The organism is Methanosarcina subterranea (assembly GCF_055385895.1).
On the sequence record NZ_AP042426.1, the window covers coordinates 1397859 to 1418943 of the forward strand.

Sequence of the window (21085 nt, forward strand, 5' to 3'; positions counted from 1 at the left end):
AATAGGGGGTTTACCACTTGTCAGATGAAAGCTATGAGTCACGGATCATAGATGGAAAAGTCCTTGCACAGCAGGTTGAAGAAGAAGTGAGGTCAGGAGTAGAGGACCTCGAAAGCAACCGGGGAGTCACTCCCGGACTTGCTACCATCCTTGTAGGGGACGACCCAGCATCAAAAATGTACGTCCGCCTGAAGCACAGGGCATGCGAGCGTGTGGGTATCAGCGCAGAAGACTACCTTCTTCCTGCAGAAGCCACTCAGGAAGAACTCCTTGCCCTGATCGATTCCCTTAACAAGAACAGGGACGTGCACGCAATCCTGCTTCAACTTCCGCTGCCGAAGCACTTCTCTCCGCAGGAAGCAATGGAAGCCATATCTCCTGCAAAGGATGCGGATGGTTTTCATCCCTATAATATGGGAAAACTCATGATCGGGGATGAAGGGCTTGTTCCCTGCACCCCACACGGAGTAATCAGAGCACTCGAGGAATACGATGTGCCTGTCAAGGGCAAAAATGCGGTTATTGTCGGGCACAGCAATGTTGTAGGAAAACCCATGGCCGCAATGCTTCTGAATCGAAACGCAACTGTTTCAGTCTGTCATATCTTCACCGACGACCTGAAGAAGTACACCCTTGGTGCCGATATCATAGTGGTTGCAGCTGGGGTTAAGCACCTTATTAAAGCCGATATGATTAAAGAGGGCGCTGTAATCTTTGACGTGGGAATCACTAAAGAAGAAGACGGTGTATACGGGGATGTTGACTTTGAAAACGTAATCAAAAAAGCTTCCCTCGTAACTCCTGTCCCTGGCGGTGTGGGTCCCATGACAATTGCCATGCTCATGAAGCACGTGCTTATGTGTGCGGAGAAAAACTTCTGAAACTTTATCCGTTAAAGTCTTTTTCCATGGGTTTTGATGGAAAAACTCATGCATAGCAGCAAACTTGGATGTGAAAAAAATCCAAGTAAACTGCTCAATAATGGGACTCATACGGTTAAAATGAAAAATAAGCAGCATGAGACTTAAAACGGTCTAAGTCAGGATATTTATTACAGACCTCTCATGCTTTTTCGTCATCAAAAAATAGATTTGTTATTTATCAGGCTCCTTGCAAACTTAAGGAGCTTGTAGCCTTTTCACATTTTTAGCTCTTCTCACATTTTTAGCTCTTCTCACATTTTTAGCTCTTCTCACATTTTTAGCTCTTCTCACATTGTCGAGACCGTCACAATTCCTTTGTTGTCTTATCCTTATATTTTTGTATTATTTGATTTGCTTCTTCCATCATAATTGGAAATAGATCGATAGGCACGTTTTCTTTTCCGATTGAAGATGCTACCTTGTATCTAGCGCACAGATTTTATCCCCTTCACAGTACTTTTTCTTATGTATTCTACCCAGAGCACTTTCAATTGGCATCTTGTCATTATAAAAAGGACAGGTGTTTAAGCTTTCACAAACCATTTTTATTCCTTCCTATTATACCTTACTGATAGCATTTAAGCTGTCATGAGATTCCTCTAAGTTCTCTCTAACTTCTTCTTTTTCTTTTCCTCTAAATCATTTGATTTTTGGGTATATTAACTGATGAGTCCTTGTCAAGCTTTTGTTTTTCAGCCATCAATTACAAATATACAATTTTAAATAGATTACATTGTTATTTTTATATTAACTTTACTATAAAATTTATTCTTTGTGACTAACTTTTGATTCTTAACAATGCAAAATATTTGAAAGGCTTGCGCGTTGGTAAAAATTATGATCTGAAAAGTACCATGTTATTTCCTTTATTGAACGAAGAATGAGGGTAAGTCGGATGTATCAATTCTTCTGCACTATTTTCCGAAATGTATTGATTTTGGTATGCATAATCTGACTTTCCGCAGATCCCCACTCAAAAGTAGTATTTTTCGCAATTTTTCCCCATCAACCTTATTATCTTGCCCTTAATTTCATCCATGTTGGCAATTTGAGTTACTACTTTTGAATCAACTTCCACTTTTACTTCTGTAATCTCCCTCATTAGCATAAAAGCCCACTTCAAAGTGGGCTTTTGAGTTTGTTTTTTAACTTGGTCAGGTATTGTTTCCCCTGTTTCTTTTAGCCTTTCTCTTAGTTTCCATTCCGCTACCGAATAAACCATCAAAGTTAAGACCATTATCATTGAAAGAGCTTCAATTCTCTGAGGTTTTTTCAAATAAACTTCTGAAACTCTGAAGCTTTTGTCCTTTATGAACCTGAACCCTTTTTCAACCTTACTTTGATTCTTGTAGTAATCTAGCATCTTTTCAGCATCAAGATTGAGATCATTGCTTGCAATTATAAACCTTCCCTGATACTCTTTTTCAGTCAGTGTAATCTCTTCATTCCTGACTGCTGTTGCATTTACAACATAGTGGACGATAAGCTTTTCATCCTTCTTTGGCCTTCCTCTCTTACCGTTTTCCCTTGTTGAAACTGTGGAAATCTCTACAGTTTCAAGCAAACAGTAAGGATTCTCTTTTTTCCATCTTTCCAGAGCTGCCCTGGCATCCTCTTCACAGGCAAACTCTATCTTCTTTAGATCTTTGAGGTCTTTTTGAGCTTCTTTGACAATCCTTTTAATTTTCTTTTCAAAAGTAACATCTTTTCTTTTCTGCATCTCAGATGAGTGAACAACTACCCATTTTTGCTTGATATCACCATATTCAACAATGGTTTCGTAAAATGAATATCGGGGTTCTTCTCCTTGTTTAAACTCAAGATCAGAAATCAACAAATCTTTTGAAAGGTTTAGTGTTGAAGGTACACGAGTGATCCACTTCATTCCTTTTCTCATTGATTTGATGGTATTGTCAGAATAGAGAGCACTGTCAGCTATGTAATAAACATCATCAGGGAAAGTTATGTTTTCTTGAAGCATTTTCATTGCTTCAATTATGGTTTCTTTGTCTGATGCATTACCAGAGTAAGCTTTTGCAAATAATGGGATTCCATATTGATTTGTTATTATTCCAAGTCCAAAACGCTGAAGGTCATCTCTACCGTCTTTTGCATGACCATAGGTGATTTCGATGGCAGAACTGCAATCGATATGTTTGTAATCTCCATAAACGCTAAAATTAGTAGTGTCACATTGGAGAAGTTGAGTCCTGACGTTCACGATTTCCATCATTTTCAAGGCAAGTTTCATGAAAAGTTGAGTAGAATCTGCTTCATATATTTCGTCAAGAGTTCTACCTAAAACATCATCAGTAAGGTCAGATGCAATGATCCCGGAACCGAGGAGTCTTTCAACAGGAAGAGTTTCAAAATACTGAGAGTACATGTAAAGACGACTGTCTACGAAACCAAGACAGTTGAGGATCATTGCTTTTACTACAATAGAATGAGCTAACTTGTGCTGCCCAAACTTGGGCAGCACTTCATCAATCACTTTTCCAATTTCAAGTTCATCATAAATGCCAGAAACGATTCCATGATGATCAAGAGAACGTGTTGTAACAAACATAATGAAATCCAAAGCAGAATACGACATTTTTGATATTTAGATATTAGCGAGAAAAAGGAATAAATTTATCAGACATCTGCGGAAAGTCGGATAATAGAGAAAGAGTAGATTATGAAATAAATTTTGGAAACGTACTGATATGCATAATAGAGAAAGAGTAGATTATGAAATAAAAAAAGTAGAGATATTCTTAAAAGTGCATTGAAATAAGAATTATTAATGTTATTTTGTAACAAGCCAAATGTAAAGCCCAGTAAAAAGATAAAAATAAACTAGTGTCTCGTCAGCATTAAAATGTCGTAAGAATTATATTGTATAATATTCATAAAGAATCTCAGGGATTCCTTATGAATAGATACACTGTGACACTTACCAAAGAGGAACGTGAAACTCTTTGTGAACTTACCTCAAAGGGTAAACACAACTCCCAAAAAATTCTCAATGCTCTGATCTTACTTAATTGTGATAAAGGTGAATGGAATGTCAACCATTCAATCAACGAAGAAATCTCACGTGTCCTGAATATCAGTATGAAAAAAATTGATCGTGTTAAAAAGCGATTTGTTGAAGAAGGTCTTGAAGTTGCCCTCAATGGAGAAACAAGAGATCGGATTTATGCTAAAAAAGTTGATGGTGATTTAGAAGCCCATTTAGTTGCATTGAGTTGCAGTGAACCTCCTGAAGGTTTTGCAAGATGGTCTTTGAGATTGTTAGCTGATAAGGTTGTAGATCTTGGCTATATCGAAAATATTTCTCATGAAACAATACGTCGTACTTTAAAAAAACGAAATCAAACCCTGGCAAAGGAAAGAATGGGTAATTCCTCCGGAACAAAACAGTAGCTTTGTTGCAAATATGGAAATGGTTCTGGATATTTATAAGCGTCCATTTGATCTACGAAATCCTGTTATATGTATGGATGAATCCCCAAAACAACTTATTGGAGAAACCAGGATTCCAGTCCCCTGCTTACCCGGAAAACCAGCCAGGTATGATTACGAATACAAACGTTGTGGGATGTGCAATATATTCCTTGCCTGTGAACCATTGACAGGAAAAAGAATGGTGAAAATTACTGAAAGAAAAACCAAGAAGGACTGGGCTTGTTTTCTGGAAGAAATTGCACTTCAACAGGAAAATGCAGATAAAATTACGCTGGTAATGGACAATCTAAACACACATGTTCCGGGATCTCTCTATGAAGTATTTCCACCAGCAAAGGCGAAGGCAATATGGGATAGGTTTGAGTTTGTGTACACACCAAAACATGGAAGCTGGTTGAATATGGCAGAGATTGAATTGAATGTACTCACAGGTCAGTGCTTAAAAAGGAGAATGAATAACATTGACACTGTTAAGAAGGAGGCATTGGCCTGGCAAAAGTTCAGAAACAACAAAAATGCAAAGGTTAATTGGCAATTCACAACAGAAGATGCAAGGGTAAAATTAGCACGTCTTTATCCGACAATTGAGGATTGACGAGACACTAGTTTATTTTTTAGTGCTTTTACACGTACAGCTGTTTCACACATATTTATCTCTTCTTTCCCTGAACATCACTCCTCTTTCCCTGAATATCCAATAACATCATATGCTAATTCATGGGTCGATTGCCTGTGCTTCCTTGAGATTAAGGTAGATAACTATCAGTCTTATTATCAATTTAGACATACAGTCTTCAAGTGTCATGCCAAAACAAGTAAATTTGTTTTTTTGTCTCTTACATGTGGAAATTTAACCTTCTTTTTTGAGACCTGCTATTTACGGTTACTGAGTTCTGGTCTTATAAATGCTACTTATATAGCTGCAGTATACTTATCCTTATTGTGATAAACTAATTTTACACATCAATATTTTTATGTATTATTGAAGCCTATTTCATTATAGTCTTGTTTGCCATCAATAAATAGCCAAATAATTTATGGAATCTTGAATTGATAGTCCGGCTCTGATAAAATGTTCGGGCGCTAAAATGAGTTATTTGTAAACCCTAAGCAAATCTACCTGATATATTGATGGTGTACTGGTTCCGTCGTTAGTCTGCCCTGTTTCAGTATAATAACCCAAAAGAATGTCGATATCCCTAAATCCTGTCAGTTTCATATCGCAGGTCTCCGGGAATCCGACACTCCTTAAATTTGCAAACTTAACCGAACATTCACCCCGGTTTCCTTTCAAATCCTCCAGTGCCCGGTTTCGCAGTCGGAAAAATTATTTTTTCTTGCCTGCAGGAAGCCTTTCAGATGGCGAAGTGGAAGGATTTTCAGGGAATACTTGCGGACGACTGAATAAGGTACGTCTGCAGTTTCAATTTAAGGAAATATCGCTTAAAGGGCTTCATAACTGAAAAAGGAATCTCCGAATGGCTTAAAATTCATTGCTATTTAAGAGCAGTGTAAAGAATTATAACTGCTTGCTCACATATATTATTGCTTACGTGCGTTGTTGTCTTGTCACATTTATCGAGCGCTGTTGCGCCAACTGAGTTAAAAGCTATATAGCCTGGTTGTCAAAAAAATGGTCGTTGATACTGATATCTGCGGTATAAAAGTAGGAGATCAATATCCTGCACATATAATGGGCATTATTAATGTGAGCCCTGAGTCTTTTTACAAAGTTTCGATTTCAAGCCCGGAATCTTCACTTGAGGTCGCTCGGAAAATGGTTGAGGACGGAGCAGCTTTTCTGGATCTCGGTGCGCGATCAACATGGCTCTTTGCAGAACATATAAGCAGAAAGGAAGAACTTGAGCGTTTAATTCCTGTACTTGAAGTATTGGAAGGCAATGTAGATGCGGTAATTTCCGTTGATACGATGTTTTCCGAAATCGCAGAAGAGGCTCTCAAAAGAGGGGCTGAGGTCATAAATGATGTTTCCGGTTTTACAGCAGACCCTCGAATGATAGAAGTGGTGGCAGACCACGGCTGTCCGGCTGTGGTCATGGCCTCTAAAGAAATTCCCGGAGATCCTCTGGGCATGGATTCCATTATTGATGCACTCGATTCTATCATACAGGCTGCTGAGGCTGGAGGTATAGCACCTGACAGCCTTATCCTTGACCCTGCAATAGGCAGGTGGACAGAAGAAAAGCTGCCCATGTATGATTTTGAAACCCTTGACGATTTCGAACGTCTGAAGATTTTTGAAAAACCTCTGCTCGCAGCCCTCTCAAGGAAGTCCTTCATAGGAGATGTGCTTGGAAAATCTGCAACCGAAAGGCTCTACGGCAGCCTGGCTGCAGCAGCAATTGCTGTTCACAAAGGCGCACATATTATCCGTACACATGATGTCCCTGAGACTTCTGACGCTATTAAGATTTCAGGAGCCCTGAGAAGCCGGACAAGTGTTGTGAAGGAGGGCAGGTATGAGGTTTCGGTTCTGGAAGTAAAAACTCCTCAGGACGCAGGCATTGCAATGAGAAACATTGGAGCTACAAAAGTCGGTTCGCAGGTGATGCAGGGAAAAAGCATCCATATTATGTTAAAGATAAGGAATCTTACAACCACAGAAGCTCTGATAATAAAACAGGAGATGCTCGCAAGGGGAGGAGATGCAGCCCTTGCGAGGGATGCAGTTTCCCATGAAACGGAAACTACCGATGTGCTTGTTATGGGTACCCTGTTGCAATTTGGACGCCTTGCTCGAAAACTGGATGGACAGGCTCGTTCCCTCCCACTAATTGCAGAAATGATCCGTGAATGTATTGCAAATCGGACTAATCTGGAATACCGATATTTGAGGTAATTATGATCATAACTTCAGCAAAACCCTTTGAAGAAATTCTGAACCTATTAAAAAACGAAGATAATATCTTTGTTATCGGATGCAATGTATGTGCTGCAAAACTGAAGACCGGAGGAGAACCTGAAGTCCTTGAGATGTGCAGGCGTCTTGAAGAGAGTGGAAAGCATGTAGTGGGCTGGGCTCTTCCAACTGCAGCCTGTAGCATTCGGTCTTTTGAATCTCTTGCCGAGAAAAATGAGAAAATAAACGAAGCTAGTTGTATTCTTGTTATGGGTTGCGGCAGTGGAGTTTCTTCTGTTGCCAGTGTTGTCAATTTGCCTATATATGGTTCGAACAATACTCTATCTCTTGGAGGTTCCGGTGGAGGCAAACTTCTTTCTGATCAGTGCGTTATGTGTGGCGACTGTACCATAAGCGAGTATGGTGGTCTCTGCCCTAAATCCCAATGCCCTAAAGCGCTTCTTAATGGGCCCTGTGGAGGATCTGTGGACGGGATGTGCGAGGTCAACAGGGAGAAGAATTGTGTATGGACCCTTATTTATGAGCGTTTAAAAAGGATTAACAGGCTTGACCTTCTTTATGTTTCCCACGCCCCTCAGGAGCATGGTTTTAAATAATTTCATTTCTAATATTCTTATTTAATGCTTTTTAATTTTCGTGAAAAACTGAACTCCAGGAAATTTCTGGTTACTGCTGAAGTTTCTCCGCCCAAGGGGACCAGGTTTTCAGCTCCCCTGGAAGATGCCCGCCAGTTAAAAGGTGTTGCAGATGCTCTGAACGTTACGGATAATCAGTGTTCAATTATGCACATGAGTTCTCTGGCTTTCAGCAAGCTTCTGCTCGATCAGGGACATGAGCCTATCATGCAGCTTACCTGTCGCGACAGGAATAGAATCGGGCTTCAATCCGACCTTCTGGGAGCATACGCTCTGGGAATCAGGAACATCTGCTTGATGACCGGGGATTATCCTACCTGTGGGGATCATCCAGGCTCAAAACCCGTTTATGACCTTGACTCCGTACAGCTCATTGAACTTGTCAGGAAACTCGATTCAGGCATTGATTTTGCAGGAAACAGGCTTGATGGAGGCACTTCTTTTTGTGCAGGTGCAGTCTCAGGCATAGACCCTGAAAAGACAATGCAGTTAATAAAGCTTGAAAAAAAGGTAAGAGGCGGAGCCGATTTTATCCAGACACAGGCTGTGTATGATGTGGGCATATTCGAGGAATTTATGGAAGCAGTAAATCACCTTGAGGTGCCTGTAATTGCAGGTTTGATTCCTCTCAAATCCCTGGGTATGGCTGAATATATGAATAAAAACATCTCGGGAATTCATGTGCCTGAAGAAATCATGCTTCGAATGAAAGATGCATCTTCCCCTCTGGAGGAAGGCCTTTTGATAGCTTCCGAAACGATAAAGGAACTAATAAAACTTTCACGAGGGGTCCATGTTATGCCAATAGGGTCTCATAAAAACACTCCGAGATTGCTTTCCATGGCAGGAATTTCTGAAAAATGATTTGTGTTATATTAAGAAATCCAGTGTAACTGCAATATCTTTTCTGTTACCGAGTTTCGCTTCCCGAGTTTCGCTTCCCGAGTTTCGCTTCGGGAGCACGAGGTCTGTTTCACTCGCTTCGCTCGCTCAAGCAGACTAATTTATAAAAATAACAGATTTTATTTCCCGAGTTTCGCTTCGGGATCACAGGAAATCGAATATTTCCTGGGAGTTGCACTGCAAGTACAACAGCACGAGGTCCTTTTCGCTCCGTTCAAGAGGACTAATTTTTAAGTACTGGTGCAGTTACTCGACGCAGTAAGCGGACTTGGAGACGAAAAGGGACAGAAGCCAGCAGGTAAGAAAGAGTGATGTCACCTTTAGAAACCATCAAATAATTATCAAATAATTATCAAATAATTATCAAATAATTCTCAAAAGGCAACTGACAAAATATATTAATACAAATGAAATAAAAATAAATACTACCTGCAAAACATTCTTTTTCAAGCCTCTTTTTAATTGTTTTCATATTTATTATTCAAATTCTATCTTTCTTTCTGCTTTTTTTGACGGATTTCAGACAAAACGGAGAGGTGTCGTATAATCTTTGAGTTGAAACCTGAGTTTGACAGTATAAATTCAATGTGTAGTGAGAAACTTCAATTTTTTGTCAAAAATCAATTGACAGTATTCATAAATTTCATCAAATTTCCTCTGATTTTCTAGCTTCACAATCACTATAAGGCAAATTAGTAGAGATTTTTATCCAATTTTAGCACTTTTGGCACCTGACATTTTGAATAGTATCTATATTTTATCTGAGATTCATACTATCTGTCAAATTCTATACCAAAAATTTGATCAAAAATTATGAAAATAGCTATCCAGAGAAAGAGAATCATCTGTCAAATTGAATCGTAAAAAATGGGCAAAAATTTGTTGAAATAATATTACTTATTATTCCAACGGATATGAAAACAATCTTTCAACATAAAAATCAAACTGTCAAACTTAGGTTGAAAAGTTGCTTTTTGGGTCAGGAAAAGTATTTTCTAACCAGATGGAGTTTTTTCTCATATTCTATCTTATTTCGGAACAGCATCATTCAATATGTTGTTTTTATCAGGCTGGAAGGCGGCTGCAGATCTGTGGGGCTCAGGGGATGAAGGATGGGAAATGCCATTTCTGGGTGCGCTGGAATATCACCTGAATCTAGAATCGCTTTTAGCGTATTTCTCATTTTAAAACTCTTTTATTCTCTGAATAAGTTTTCTTGAGGCTGTGGATACATTTATCAATACCTTTCGGTATTTTACGGTTTGATTCTGTCTATATTGATTTTATTCTCTCTAAAAACGAGATTAATCACAGTTTTCTAAAGGCATCAAAATGAGTCCAGAAATCACTTCCATCCAGATGTTCGGGATTAAGACCCCTGTTATCAGAGCAGGGGACGACATCGTGCAGATTCTTGAAGCTTCGTTGCAGGGCGCAGGCATCGTTCCAGTTGAGGGGGATGTTTTCGTGCTGGCTGAATCTGCTGTTGCCACAGCGGAAAATAGAATTGTTGAGCTTGCCAGCGTCAAACCAGGGGAAAGGGCATTATCCCTAGGGGAAAAATATGGGATAGATGCGAGGGAAATGGAGCTTGTGCTTCAGGAATGTGACGAACTTTTCGGTGGCGTTCCCGGAGCCGCACTTACGATCACAAAGGGGATCCTTTCTCCTAATGCCGGAATAGATGCTTCGAATGCTCCCGACGGTCATGTAGTCCTGCTTCCTGAAGACCCGAGAGAAAGTTCGGAGAATATTCGGAAAAGGCTTGAGCAGCGATACTCTTGCAGGCTGGGAGTGATTATAGGGGACAGCAGGACTCAGCCTTTGCGGCTTGGCTGCACAGGGATCGCACTCGGGGTTTCGGGTTTTGTGCCCGTGGAGGACGCAAGGGGCACTTTTGATATCTACGGAAAACCCCTGCGCCTGACTTACAAAGCAGCGGCAGATAATCTGGTTTCAGCTGCTGAGCTCCTTATGGGGGAAGCTGGGGAGAGGGTTCCCTGCGTGCTTATCCGTGGCGCTCCGGTAAAAATGGTTGACGAGTCTCCGGAAATGCCAACGATCTCAATGGAAGGGTGTATGTACTTCGGCAATATTATTAAAGGTCGGAAAGAATTTCCGGAAAAAGAGAATCCGGAAACCGGGAATCAGTAAAAAGCTTGCCATAACTCCCTTTTCGGAATACGTTTAAATAGAAGCCCGCAGGATTGAGATAAGCGTTATATATTCTCGGCGATAATATATACAATAAATTGAGTCCCGACCCTGTATCCGGTAATTCCACCTTCAGGTCATCTATCATTCAGGATTGGGGTCCAGCAGCCGTGCCGTACGGACATATAAGATTCCTCTGCACGCTGACCGGAGTAAATAAACTAAAAACAGCAAAAGTCTCAGTCGCTTCAAGTATTGCAGGTGATTTTATGAAACCGATGTTATTGGACTTTTCCGCAACATGGTGTGGACCTTGCAGGATGCAAAAACCTATTCTTGAAGAGCTCGAAAAAAAGTACGGGGATAAGGTTGAGTTCAAAGTTGTCGATGTGGATGAAAACCAGGAGCTTGCCTCAAAGTACGGCATACATGCTGTCCCGACCCTGATCATTCAGAAGGATGGGACTGAAGTAAAGCGCTTTATGGGTGTAACCCAGGGCAGTGTACTGGCATCTGAACTCGATAAACTTCTCTGATCTCTGTATTTTTTCTGAAGAAAGCCGCCCGGGGTTCAGGGAACCTGAGGGCGCGTAACTTTTTAACCGATTTCTTTTTAGAAGGTTTCGTCACAGCCACGTAACCGGAGGTTTTTATTCCCTATATTTCTCCTTACATTTCTCCTTACATTTCTCCTTACATTTCTCCTTACATTTCTCCTTACATTTCTCCTTACATTTCTCCTTACATTTCTCCTTACATTTCTCCTTACATTTCTCCTTACATTTCTCCTTACATTTCTCCTTACATTTCTCCTTACATTTTCTCTGAAAATTTTTCCATCTGATGCTCTAAACCCAATAGTTTTTTATCAACCCCTATCGGAGCTTAATTATTCTTTCTTTCTGCAAAATCTCAGTTAAAATTCAAGTTGAAAATAAGAAATCCAGAGACTAATGATCAGAATTATTCAATTAGTATCTGAAAATATTTTTAGTAGGAAAAGGGGTAAAAGCTGGAGTGAAATCAAAAAGCTTACCTGTATATAGTGGCTTTAATCTTTTTTCGGGCTTTTTAAGGTTTTTTCCCAGAGCCATAATTAAAGAGGATTATCCGATATACTATCTAAATAATGTTAGTGCAATGAGATAACTATTTATAATAAGTATAAGTACTTTCTAATATAGTAAAAACATAAAACAGCTTTAAACAAACTAAAACAACTTAAAATGTAACAAAACTTTACAGTGGGGGAAAAACATGAGAATAAGAGTGGTTAGTTCCAGAGAAGAAATCTTTACACTTAATCCGAATGAGCGTATCGTCCACCTGGCTTTCAGGCCTTCGAACAAAGACATCTTTGGACTGGTTGAAACCTGCCCGAAGATTGAGGTGATCCAGTTACCTAAATCTTACATGCGTACGGTCTCAAAGTCCATAGAAATGTTTCTCCAGATGCAAAGAGTCCAGCTTATCGAAGGAGATGTCTGGGGGCACAGGAAGGATATAAACGAATACTACAGCATTCCATCTTCGGTGATCGAAAAGATTAAGGAAATGAAAAACGAAGGAAAACCTACCGAGGAGATTGAGAAAAAGGTTGCAAGGGAAAGCAAACTGAACCCTGAAATGGTCGCTTATATCCTGAATAAGGAAGCTTCTGCCTGATTTCTAGCAGGGGCATGCCCTTAAGACCGTACTGGAGATAGATCGTACACCTCATCGATTCCACATTTATCATCTAATCTCCAGTTTAATTTTTTAAATCTAACCGGTAAATTTTGACATCAGTAGAATTCACTCAACTCCTTTCCTGAGTCTGATGTTTTTTACAGACATTGTTCCTGGCATTAAGGTAGGAGTTTCTTGCAATTTTCATACTGCCCTTCATTTCAATAATGCTCATATCAAAAGCCCGGGCAAAATTTGAGACATTCTTGTCGAATTCTTCTCCTCTGGAGATCTCATTGCTGATTTTGACGACTCTTTTATATAAAGGGTTTTTCAAAAAATTTTCATCGATATCAGAAGTGCCGAATGATCCATTTTTCATTTCCTTCCAGCTGGAGGCCCACATTGGGGTCAGGTAGAACATGCCTGTGCCATTTCCACTCTGCATAACTTCAGCATAGGCATCGTTACCTCCAAGGGCTACACTGATACAGTCGTCTACAATATCTCCTTTTTCATCTTTAAGAAAATAGAGCGAGCAATCAAAATCTTTAAAATCAGCTTCCAGACTTCTCAAAGAGCGTCCGCAGTTTCCGTAAAACAGAAGGATTCCATCTGAAAAATCTGCCATTTCTTTCATGTTTCGGTAAATTTCAGATTTTAAAAGGTCACAATCTACATGCAAGCCAAGCCTGAGAATATTTACAACTACGGTAATTGTTTCTTTATTCTTTTCCTGTATACTATCATGCATTTTCCCAAAAAATGGAAACTTCAGTAGGAAATTCGGAATCTTCACGTGTGCAGGACTGTTCATCTGTTTTAAAATAAAAGGTATCCTGTCAAGAGGAAAAAGCCTTGCCTGGCAATTTTCGGATTTAAGCTTTCGAACAAACCTGAAGCATTGCCTGTTTTCAACCAGGACCAATCGTGCTGTGTTCTGATCTTTTGAGAGGACATAGACAAGTTCGTCTTCAAGCATTTCACAGGCAATTATGCTAAGTACAGGCATCAGTGAACCATCTCTCACGTTCTGTTATTTTTGAAAAATTAAAAATATGGTGCTATTTGGTTAAAGGTTGGTATTGCACAAAAAAACTAAACCGGGACCTCCAGTTATGAAATCGCCAGTTATTATGTTTCCAGCTATCACATCTACAATATAGTATTTCCAGCCATGACATTCCAGTTATTTCTTGCCATGCTCCTGATAAAGCCTGAGCCCGCCTGTACGCAATATAAAAGCGGAAGCATTGCCGCACTGAAAACTCTAATACTAAATTAAATAACAAATATAAAAATAAATATTATTCTTGTAGCAGAGGGCGACACAAAATTCTTTTTTGAATCATTTTTCTTTATTTTTGATTTCTACTTTCATTATTTTTAATTTACGCTTCCACCATTCTCGATTTCCACTTTCATTTTCCCATAACAATCTTCGAAAACTTCCTGGTTGCCATTATTAAATTCTAATATTTCAAAATCAAACAATTCTGCAAATTCTCTTATAGCGTCATCGAAATTTTCAGTATATTCAAGTCCGGTATTAATTTTTGCAACCCTCTTATAGCCAATTATTTCATGGGTTTTTTTCATCATTTTCAATGCTTTAGCCGGGTCTTTGTGCAGCTTCTCCAGTTCAATAAATTCTCTCCAGCCCTTACTGTACATGGGCGTAAAGAGATAAGTTCCAGCGTCACCAACGCTTTTGAGTAACTTCAGGTAGTTATCCGTTCCTCCCACAGTCGCTCCGATACAGTCATCCACTATTCTGTGCTTCCTGTCTTTAAGGATACGAACCGGACATGGAAAGGAATTTCCTTCGAAGTCTTTTTCGATATCCCCAAGTACATTTCCACATAAACCGTAAAAAACCAAAATCCCGGAAGAGAACGGGGCGAGGGTCTCTACGGTCTCATATACTTTGGTTTTCAACTCTTTCGGATTTTTATGCAGGCCCAACTCCATCAGGTAGATCAGAACCGTATATTTACCACATTTACTGTTTTTCTCACATTCAATGTTTTTCTCACATTCAATGTTTTTATTACGTTCACTATTTATTTCAGAAAGTAAAGGGATATTTTCAATGGGAAGTATTTTGTGCTGAAGGTTTACTTTATTTAGTTTTCCTGAGAATTCCCGGATATTTTCATTTTCAACTACAATGATCTCATCGACCGAAGAGTCATTTTCAAGAATCCAGACAACCTCATCCTGCATTATCTTGCATGAAAGAATACTCATAACGGGCATCAAATTTCTCCTCTATAAAATCAGTATATTAAAAATCAGTATATTAAAAATACCCTACTTACTTACATATAAGTAAGTAGCAGTTCGCAAAAAATCAACCCTTCCGTAAATATCAATCACTCCATCCAAGATCGGATTTTATAAGAGAAATTGATCTGACAAGCGTTTTTCTTCCCTTTATGCTGGACAGCTGCCTGGCGCCCAGCAAGATTTCAAATATTGCATCTGCACGTACCTCCACAGGGTCAGAGAAACTGAACTCTTCCCGCTCCAGACCGGTTTTCAGGACTCTCGAAAGCCAGGTCAGGATCTCATCCAGTAACAGCAGGTGCTGCTTTTTTACCTTTTCCGGAAGCTCTTCAAAATCAAGCATTACCGAACCTGGAGGGCAGATACTTTTGCCTTCATCAAATTCTTTCAGGGCGTAATCAAAATAATATTGGAGCTGCTCACGGGCTGAACCTCCGGATTCCGCTATTTGAGCAATATTTGCAGCAAATTTATATCTGCTGGCCTCCAGAAAGGCTGCAACCAGATCTTCTTTCTGGGGGTAGTAATGATGAATTGCTGCATTTTTTATGCCCAGTTTCCGGGAAATATCTCTATAGCTGAATCCATTATAACCCCGACACTGCAAAAAGTTCCCTGCATAATGGAGTATCTGTTGATTGGTCTTGTTCATCTCTTTCATAACAGCACACTTACTTACTAGTAAGTAACAAAGGGATGTCCATGCATATAAATGTTAGTTTCTCGATTTACTGGATAGATAGAGGCGATCAAACTGGAATCCAAAAACTCATCCTGCAAATATGAAGTTTATTTATTTTTTCATTCCAGCCAGCGTGTGACCTCATCGACCGGAGGGCGGATAGAAGGAGACAGTTCTTTAACCGGGTAGCCTACTGCACATCCTATAAGAGCCCATTCCCCGGGAGAAATTCCAAGGAGTGTGCAGAATGCCGGGTTATCCGCCATTTGAGCTGTAATGGAGACTAGCTGGAATCCAAGACCAAGCGCAGTTGCTTTCAGCCACATGTTCTCCAGACAGTGAGCAAGTGCCTGCTGCTCTACCGGAGGGAAGCTTTCCGCTCGGCCACCACTATGAAGTAGGGAGCCGTGCCGACTCCGGGAACCTGTCCCATTTTTTTGATCATCTCCAGCCGGTTTGCAAACCCGCTGGCCTGTATACGGAGCTGTGGGCCCTCTTCCATATTACGTTCGAGATTTGAAGCCATTTCCAGGACTTCCTTGAAGATGAGGGAAGCTGCCGCTATCATACTTTTCGAGCCATTTTTCATGACGAAAAATCTCCGGAAATAATTCTCTGTGCCATTCACAGCTGCAGCAGCAAAAGGCGCATGAAGCCCGGCGCGGATGATCCCCTTTATATCTCCTTCTGGCGGAAATTCCTGCTTAAACTGCCGATGAGACCTCCGCTCCATAAGGATTTTGTCCAGTATAACATTTTGTTGGTCAGGGGTTTTCGTACTCATGTCCATATCACATCCCAGGTTGTGTAAAACCTTACTTTAAGAAGTTCTCTTTATTTCTTAAGTTCTTTTGCTATACCTCTCAGGAAATTCATAATTTGGGGAGGAATCGGAATACCTAAAGTTGCCATAGACACTAACTGAAAAATACAGGATCAAGAGTAGAAGCGACCCCATACCTCACATAAACTTCTTGATTTATCAACTGCCCAAAATTATAAATTTGTATAAAACTCGTGCTTAATACAGTGAATATTTTGTTTTGTTGTGGTTAAGAGCCTATCCGAAAAGTGTTGTGATCTGTGTAGATGTCCGACATTATGATTTATCGTAACTTCTGCAATGCCGTTAATAGTATATCCTAAGTGTGGTAAAGAGTCTTAGAGACATCTGGAAGAGAGAAAGGGAAGAGCTGGGAAAAGATAGGTCACTCTTGTCCTAATCTTGAGAGTAATGATATCATAAAAGAAATTGTGAAGATAAAAGACATAGAAGAAGAGACCTAAACTATATTATATGCAGAATAAGAAAAGAACTTCTGGAAGGAGGAATAAAAACCATGACAGAAATGACTCTAATCGAAGCACTGGAAAAACTTGCATTAATCACGAAAAAAGGACTAGATGAACCGATTCATATCCCAGGTAATGCAAATGAACTTATAACAATTGGTGAAGCAATTAAAGAAATACAAGATCACGCTTCTGACATTTCTGAAACTGATGATTATATCATATGCAGTGACGGTATTCGGAAAACAGGGGAAGATGGAAGCGAGATTGTATATCAGGTTAAAGAAAGTAATTGACAGCCTTTATTCTCCATTCAAAAACTATATAGCTTCGGTGTCGCTATGCATAAAACTTTTAGGAACTTTAACGGTAAAACCTACATGCTCGATGAACTCAGTTATTTTGGACTTGATAAACCCGATGCCGAGAAGAGAAAAGCGATGTTGAAGAAGAGTGGACTTGGGGTTAGATGCATAAAGAAAGCAAATGGCAAGTACGTGATATATCGTGAGTATATTGGGGATATAAATAAAGAAGATGGCTCTTCATTTTTTAGGGTGGTTTAAGAGCCTATCCAAAAAATGTTTGACCCATTGTAACATTTACAGTAAGGGATATACACATGGAGTAGATACTTAGACATTATAAGCCTGTTATAGCTTTTCAACGTGTATTCTGACTTTTCGGATAGATTCTAAGTAGCCGTTGTTACCATTTTCAGTATTTATTAGTTTGTCCACGCATTTGAAAGTGCTTCGGCTTGCTTCAACACTAGCTCAATGGCATCTGCTGCCTTATCCGGCGGATACTTGTAGCGCTGCAATGTACGGCGGACAAGAATGCGTAGTTTAGCCCTTACACTATCGCGCACCTGCCAATCTACCGTGGTGGATCTGCGCAGTTTCTCGGTAATTTCTACGGCGATCTTTTTGAGAATTTCATCACCTAACTCACGAACTGCACTTTCGTTGTTCGCCAAGGCGTCATAAAAAGCCACTTCATCCGGTTGCAGGCCAAGTTCATCATTGCGTTTGAGTGCTTCTTGAAACTCTTTAGCCATTTGAATCAGTTCTTCAATTACCTGTGCGGTTTCAATAGCACGGTTGTTATACTTACGCAGGGTTTCCTCCAGACGATCGCTGTACTTCTTCTCCTGTACTACGTTATTACTGGTTTTCGATTTTATGTTGTCTTTCAGCAATTTTTCCAGCAGCTCTACTGCCAGATTACGGTAAGGCATCTGCCGAACGTCTTCTAAAAATTCATCCGACAGCAGACCAATATTAGGTTTCTCTAACCCGGCCAGCTTGAACACATCGACAACACCTTCGGCAATCACGGCATTATCCAGAATCTGCTTGAGAGCTGAGTTTATCTCTTCCTGAGTGCGCTTTTTATCGACATAGGTGAATTTACTGATGGCGGCTTTAATGGCTGAAAAAAAAGCGATCTCAGCACGCAGTTCTTTTGCTTCATCCAGGGTGCCGCATAATGAATATGCTTTGTTAATCGCCAGCACTGCATCTAAAAAGCGTTTTTTACCGTCATCAAGCCCCAGGATATGGTTTGACGCAGGCACCAGCAGTTTGTAAGATTGGTCTACAAAGTCACTGTAATCAAAACCATGGAAAAGCCCGTGCACGACATCCATTTTTTCCAGCAAGACCGAAAACGCTTCTTCGGCGCGTAGCGTGGGCTCGCCTCTCCCTTTGGCATCTGTATAGGTTTTCAATGCTTGCTTTAATTCATTTGCAATGCCGATGTAATCCACTACCAGGCCGCCGGGCTTGTTTTTAAATACCCGGTTTACCCGTGCAATGGCCTGCATCAGGTTGTGGCCTTTCATCGGTTTGTCGATATACATGGTATGACAACAGGGCACATCAAAACCAGTGAGCCACATATCACGCACAATTACCAGCTTGAGAGGGTCGTTATTATCTTTAAAACGCTTTTCCAATCTTTTTTTGGTTTGCTTGTTATAGATATGTGGCTGTAACAACTCACGATCGGATGCCGAGCCGGTCATCACAATTTTAATCGCGCCTTTGTTAGGGTCGGTATCGTGCCAATCAGGGCGCAATTCCACAATGGCATCGTATAAATGCACGCAAATATCACGGCTCATGGCCACAATCATGGCTTTGCCATCTATCGACTCCGTGCGTGCTTCAAAGTGCTCCACCAGATCGGCAGCTACTTGCTGAATGCGCGGTTCAGCTCCCACCAGTTTTTCTAAGCGGCTCCATTCCCCTTTAGTTTTCTCGCGGTTAGATGCGTCTTCTTCGTCTTCCACGATGTCTTCAACTTGATCAGATAACTTTTCAATTTCGGCATGATTTAAATCGAGCTTGGCCAGGCGGGACTCGTAATAAATGGCTACGGTTGCACCATCATCGACGGCATCTTGAATATCGTAAATAGAAACATAATCCCCAAATACCGAGCGGGTGTCTTTGTCTTCAAGGGCAATCGGTGTACCTGTAAAACCGATAAATGAGGCATTGGGCAAGGCATCACGCATATATTGGGAAAAGCCGAACACCAGCTTGTTACCTGTAACATTACCGTCTTTATCTTTCACTTTTACAAAGCGACCTTTATGGCCATACTGACTGCGGTGTGCCTCATCGGAAATAACCACAATATTGTGGCGACCGTTTAAGATTGGGTGGGCATCTTCGCCATCTAAAGGCGAGAACTTTTGTACCGTGGTAAAAATAATGCCACCCGATTCCCGCTCAGAGAGCAACTGGCGCAGTTCATCTCGGTCGTTGGCTTGCACCGGTGTTTGCTTAAATAGCTCCTGGGCGTTGGAGAATGTTTGGAACAGTTGACCGTCCAGGTCGTTGCGATCCGTTACCACTAACAGTGTCGGGTTATTCATCTCCGGTTGCTGCAGCAACTTACCGGCATAACAACACATAGAGATACTTTTGCCCGAACCTTGGGTATGCCACACCACACCAGCCTTTTTGCTGCCGGGCACCACCTCGTCCCCATATTTTGCGCGCTTTTCTGCCACACCTTTCGGTTCCTGTGCAGCAATGATCGTGGCTTTTACTGCTTCTCGCACAGCATGGAACTGGTGATAACCGGCTATTTTTTTGATGATTGCTCCACCATCGTTTTCAAAAAGCACAAAAAAGCGGATGTAATCAAGCAACATCTCGCGGTCGAAAAAACCCCGCACCAGGGTTTCTAGCTGCCATTCCAGCAATGGTTTATCATCTTCATTTTTTACAGCACGCCAGGGTGAAAAGCGCTCCTGGTTCGCTGTTAGCGCACCAATACGGGCGTTGTAGCCATCACTTACAACCAGTGCTTCGTTAAAGACAAAGAGATCGCTGATCTCATCTTTGTAGGTTTGCAGCTGATTAAAGGCATCCCAGATATCGGCGTTCTCATCGTTGGGACTTTTAAGCTCTAATACTGCAATGGGCAAGCCGTTAATAAAACATACCACATCGGGGCGGCGCGGTTGTTTTGTACCTTGAATGGTGAACTGATTTACTGCCAAAAAATGATTATTAGCAATGTTTTCAAAGTCTATTAAAAAAGCACGGTCGTGAATCGTCTTGTCATCTTTACGATATTCAACCGGTACACCTTCCAATAACAAGCGGTGAAAGGCGCGATTATTGGTTATCAAATCCAAACTTTCAGACTTTAAAACAAGGGCGATGGCTTGCTCAATTGCATTAAAGGGGAGATGCGGATTAATTTTCTCCAGCGATTCTTGTAGATAACGCTTTAAAATTACTTCGCGGTAATCTCTGCGTTCGGGTTTGTCTGAATCGGGGGCAATGTCAGGGCCATACTCTACTTCCCAGCTGTTAGCACGAAACCATTCAAGGCAGTGTTGTTCTAATTGGTCTTCGTTCATAATTTTACCCTGTTAATTCGGAAATAGTTCGGCCTGACCCGATTTTATCACGATTAAACGGCAGAATCTGTTTTAGCATCTTGTAAAGCAGATTCATATCGTCGGACTCGTTAAAAAATTCTCCCCTATCTTCCAATATTGTTTTATAGGTAGTTTCCAATAACGCTTTGGTTGTATCTAGCATTAATGCAGAATCTTTTTTTGCGACAGAAAATGCAACCCGTTGTATTTGCTCAATCAGGTGTAGCGCCTCTTCGTTATCTATAACTGATTTCGATGTACTCGGTAAAATAAATTCAAAGTCGCTCATTTTAACAC

At 40.6% G+C, this 21085-nt stretch carries 17 protein-coding genes and 1 pseudogene; 10 read left to right on the forward strand and 8 right to left on the reverse strand.

Annotated features, from left to right (window positions below):
• The first annotated feature begins 17 nt into the window (after nt 1-17).
• A complete protein-coding gene (locus ACZ5A8_RS06255; protein WP_464532847.1) occupies nt 18-881 on the forward strand; it encodes a bifunctional methylenetetrahydrofolate dehydrogenase/methenyltetrahydrofolate cyclohydrolase in 864 nt (287 codons plus the stop codon).
• A gap of 1015 nt (nt 882-1896) precedes the next feature.
• Here ACZ5A8_RS06255 and ACZ5A8_RS06260 read toward each other — a convergent pair.
• The gene (locus ACZ5A8_RS06260) at nt 1897-3492 is read right to left on the reverse strand and encodes an IS1634 family transposase (RefSeq protein ID WP_464532849.1); all 1596 of its coding nucleotides are present in this window, start codon (nt 3490-3492) and stop codon (nt 1897-1899) included.
• Between the two features lie 347 nt (nt 3493-3839).
• Between ACZ5A8_RS06260 and ACZ5A8_RS06265 the strand changes: the two genes are divergently transcribed.
• Nucleotides 3840-4971 (forward strand): IS630 family transposase gene (locus tag ACZ5A8_RS06265; RefSeq protein ID WP_464531321.1). Its coding sequence is split into 2 segments (ribosomal slippage): nt 3840-4273 and nt 4272-4971, totalling 1134 coding nucleotides; the frame shifts between segments, so codons are not numbered across the junction.
• A gap of 498 nt (nt 4972-5469) precedes the next feature.
• Here ACZ5A8_RS06265 and ACZ5A8_RS06270 read toward each other — a convergent pair.
• The gene (locus tag ACZ5A8_RS06270; protein WP_464532850.1) at nt 5470-5670 is read right to left on the reverse strand and encodes a hypothetical protein; all 201 of its coding nucleotides are present in this window, start codon (nt 5668-5670) and stop codon (nt 5470-5472) included.
• 339 nt (nt 5671-6009) lie between these two features.
• Between ACZ5A8_RS06270 and folP the strand changes: the two genes are divergently transcribed.
• The 6 genes from folP to ACZ5A8_RS06300 all read left to right on the forward strand — a co-directional run bounded on the left by folP (nt 6010) and on the right by ACZ5A8_RS06300 (nt 12614).
• Nucleotides 6010-7236 carry a dihydropteroate synthase gene (gene folP, locus ACZ5A8_RS06275; protein WP_464532852.1) on the forward strand — a complete coding sequence of 409 codons (1227 nt, stop codon included), beginning with the start codon at nt 6010-6012 and terminating at the stop codon, nt 7234-7236.
• Nucleotides 7237-7238: 2 nt separating this feature from the next.
• Complete coding sequence (locus ACZ5A8_RS06280; RefSeq protein ID WP_229391612.1) at nt 7239-7853, forward strand: methylenetetrahydrofolate reductase C-terminal domain-containing protein; 615 nt, start codon at nt 7239-7241, stop codon at nt 7851-7853.
• Between the two features lie 24 nt (nt 7854-7877).
• A complete protein-coding gene (locus ACZ5A8_RS06285; protein WP_464532854.1) occupies nt 7878-8756 on the forward strand; it encodes a methylenetetrahydrofolate reductase in 879 nt (292 codons plus the stop codon).
• Between the two features lie 1371 nt (nt 8757-10127).
• Nucleotides 10128-10949 carry a coenzyme F420-0:L-glutamate ligase gene (gene cofE / locus ACZ5A8_RS06290; protein ID WP_229391610.1) on the forward strand — a complete coding sequence of 274 codons (822 nt, stop codon included), beginning with the start codon at nt 10128-10130 and terminating at the stop codon, nt 10947-10949.
• Between the two features lie 269 nt (nt 10950-11218).
• On the forward strand, nt 11219-11485 hold the full coding sequence (gene trxA / locus ACZ5A8_RS06295) for a thioredoxin (RefSeq protein ID WP_048141242.1): 267 nt from the start codon (nt 11219-11221) through the stop codon (nt 11483-11485).
• A gap of 721 nt (nt 11486-12206) precedes the next feature.
• A complete protein-coding gene (locus ACZ5A8_RS06300) occupies nt 12207-12614 on the forward strand; it encodes a DUF1699 family protein (protein ID WP_229391609.1) in 408 nt (135 codons plus the stop codon).
• A 133-nt stretch (nt 12615-12747) separates the two neighbouring features.
• On the opposite strand, the gene ACZ5A8_RS06305 is transcribed toward ACZ5A8_RS06300, so the two are convergent.
• From ACZ5A8_RS06305 to ACZ5A8_RS06320, 4 genes and pseudogenes are all read right to left on the reverse strand, one after another.
• Complete coding sequence (locus tag ACZ5A8_RS06305; protein ID WP_464532856.1) at nt 12748-13629, reverse strand: DUF1638 domain-containing protein; 882 nt, start codon at nt 13627-13629, stop codon at nt 12748-12750.
• Nucleotides 13630-14003: 374 nt separating this feature from the next.
• The gene (locus ACZ5A8_RS06310; RefSeq protein ID WP_464532858.1) at nt 14004-14876 is read right to left on the reverse strand and encodes a DUF1638 domain-containing protein; all 873 of its coding nucleotides are present in this window, start codon (nt 14874-14876) and stop codon (nt 14004-14006) included.
• Between the two features lie 112 nt (nt 14877-14988).
• Nucleotides 14989-15567, reverse strand: a complete 579-nt coding sequence (locus ACZ5A8_RS06315) for a TetR/AcrR family transcriptional regulator (RefSeq protein ID WP_464532859.1) — start codon at nt 15565-15567, stop codon at nt 14989-14991.
• 140 nt (nt 15568-15707) lie between these two features.
• Nucleotides 15708-16378 (reverse strand): annotated as a pseudogene (locus ACZ5A8_RS06320) (nitroreductase family protein).
• Between the two features lie 550 nt (nt 16379-16928).
• Between ACZ5A8_RS06320 and ACZ5A8_RS06325 the strand changes: the two are divergent.
• Entirely contained in the window at nt 16929-17177 is a 249-nt protein-coding gene (locus tag ACZ5A8_RS06325; protein ID WP_464532861.1) for a hypothetical protein, read from the forward strand.
• 84 nt (nt 17178-17261) lie between these two features.
• Nucleotides 17262-17447, forward strand: coding sequence for a hypothetical protein (locus ACZ5A8_RS06330; RefSeq protein ID WP_464532862.1), 186 nt, complete (start codon nt 17262-17264; stop codon nt 17445-17447).
• A gap of 161 nt (nt 17448-17608) precedes the next feature.
• Here ACZ5A8_RS06330 and ACZ5A8_RS06335 read toward each other — a convergent pair whose 3' ends face one another.
• Entirely contained in the window at nt 17609-20767 is a 3159-nt protein-coding gene (locus ACZ5A8_RS06335) for a type I restriction endonuclease subunit R (protein ID WP_464532864.1), read from the reverse strand.
• Between the two features lie 4 nt (nt 20768-20771).
• Complete coding sequence (locus tag ACZ5A8_RS06340) at nt 20772-21077, reverse strand: hypothetical protein (protein WP_464532866.1); 306 nt, start codon at nt 21075-21077, stop codon at nt 20772-20774.
• Between the last annotated feature and the right edge of the window lie 8 nt (nt 21078-21085).